Consider the following 1,694-nt stretch of genomic DNA (forward strand, 5'->3'; position numbering starts at 1 on the left):
TAATGTAAATCTACTGATCAATAGGGTGGGAAATTTATAGTCTCAAGGTCCGAAAAACGTACAGAGCAGCCCGAGAGGCCTCATACCAGGATGTCCGGTTTTGACCAATACATGTACCGACATAGCCGTTCCAGTTTCTCAGATTCGTGGCTGTCAGCAAACTCCCTAACAAGTAAGCTAAAACCGCCTATTTGAGCTAAATGACCATAGTTATCATCGTCTTTTTCGGGCAAGGTTTGCAAGGCAAGTACTATTTTGTCCTTATCTGGCCCTACAGCAATACGGCAACTGATTGAAGCTGATTGCAAGGGCAATAAACAATCTTCATCATCCATGGGTAAATCGAGAAACGTGTTATCCATATCACCTGTCCTCTCTTGTTTACCGAAAACTGAATTGCGGATTAACCAAATTGCCCAAGCTTAGCCCCGTATTCCTGTATATAATCTGCATGAAGCACCCAGGCTGCTTAGCAAGCTCACACCCTACGTAGCCGCAGGTAAGATAAAATACCGGACTCATGTATTAGACGGACTGGAAAGCGCCATGAGCGCGCTTAACCTGTTTTTTACTGGTGCCAATAAAGGCAAGCTGCTTATCCGGCTGTAGCCACGCAACAGGGGGCTGGCCGGTGTTGTCTGCTCAGCGCCCTTTGCTCAGCACCATGTCGACATGAGGAATGCCATCTTCCAGGTAGTCCTCAGAGTTTCTGACAAAGCCAAACTGCTGATAAACCTTTTCAAGATAGACCTGTGCACCGATCTGAATGTCCGTATCCGGCCATAGCCGCTGACATTCTTCTAACGCTTTACCGATGAGTTGGTGCCCGTACTTTTTACCTCTGGTGTGCCCCGCGACAGCGACCCGGCCAATACTCACCTGCGGAAAGCTGACGCCGGGCGGTAATAGTCTGGCGTAAGCCACCAGCTCGCTATTACTGGTACCCAACAGGTGATAAACCCCATTGATACGGTCTTTGTCGTCGAGTTCCGGGTAGGGGCAGTTTTGTTCCACAACAAATACGTCGGTGCGTAATTTGAGTAATTCGTAGAGCTGGTCGGTAGTGAGCCCAGAGAAGGGTAACAAGCACCAGTTAAGCATAAAGACCTCCGCGATAATGCTGGCAGAGATGATTGCCGATCCCCCGGGTCATTGCAATGCGTTACGATGAATAAAGCGATTAATCCGCACTGTTTCAACAGGAAAAACCACACAATTATTTAACATTTAAACGGTAGGAAAACTAAACTTATTAATAATTCGTAATTTATTAATTAAGATCAATAAACAACCACCTAATCACAAGGTGCTGTTTTATATAAATTTATACTCTTTTTCGCCATTTAAAGCCAACCATACCCCGGGAATAATTCGTTAATGGTATGTTGACTGTAGTATTATCATACAATAGTATCAACACCCCAAGAATAACAATGATAAAGAATTTAGATTTCGACCTGATTGAAGTCGATACCTTACAACGCGCCAGGATTTTCACAATTGGACGACATACCTGTGAACTGCGCATTCACATATATTTGGAGATAATACATGTTTAAACGTGCTCAACTTGCCAGCGCCGTTTTATTCGCACTTTCCGCACAGCCTCTGTATGCCCAGGACACCGACAGCATGCCCAGCGAGGACGAGGTTGAAGTTATTGATGTACGTGGGGTAAAGGCCAGCCTTAATTC

The 1,694-nt window shown here is 45.3% G+C and carries 2 protein-coding genes and 1 pseudogene; 1 reads left to right on the forward strand and 2 read right to left on the reverse strand.

Features of this window, described 5'->3' with window-relative positions:
- Positions 1-80: 80 nt before the first annotated feature.
- Positions 81-362, reverse strand: coding sequence for a hypothetical protein (locus C6Y40_RS11845; RefSeq protein ID WP_020745568.1), 282 nt, complete (start codon positions 360-362; stop codon positions 81-83).
- Between the two features lie 94 nt (positions 363-456).
- Between C6Y40_RS11845 and C6Y40_RS25190 the strand changes: the two are divergent.
- Positions 457-609: pseudogene (locus C6Y40_RS25190) on the forward strand (NADP-dependent oxidoreductase); the annotation flags it as partial.
- A gap of 33 nt (positions 610-642) precedes the next feature.
- On the opposite strand, the gene C6Y40_RS11855 reads toward C6Y40_RS25190, so the two are convergent.
- Complete coding sequence (locus C6Y40_RS11855; protein ID WP_105934775.1) at positions 643-1,101, reverse strand: GNAT family N-acetyltransferase; 459 nt, start codon at positions 1,099-1,101, stop codon at positions 643-645.
- Positions 1,102-1,694 lie beyond the last annotated feature (593 nt).

The organism is Marisediminitalea alba, from assembly GCF_002993365.1.
Classification (GTDB): Bacteria; Pseudomonadota; Gammaproteobacteria; order Enterobacterales; family Alteromonadaceae; genus Alteromonas; species Alteromonas alba.

Coding starts and splice junctions, on each gene's coding strand:
- C6Y40_RS11845 (WP_020745568.1), bottom strand. CDS start 362: ATGGATAACACGTTTCTCGATTTACCCATGGATGATGAAGATTGTTTA.
- C6Y40_RS11855 (WP_105934775.1), bottom strand. CDS start 1,101: ATGCTTAACTGGTGCTTGTTACCCTTCTCTGGGCTCACTACCGACCAG.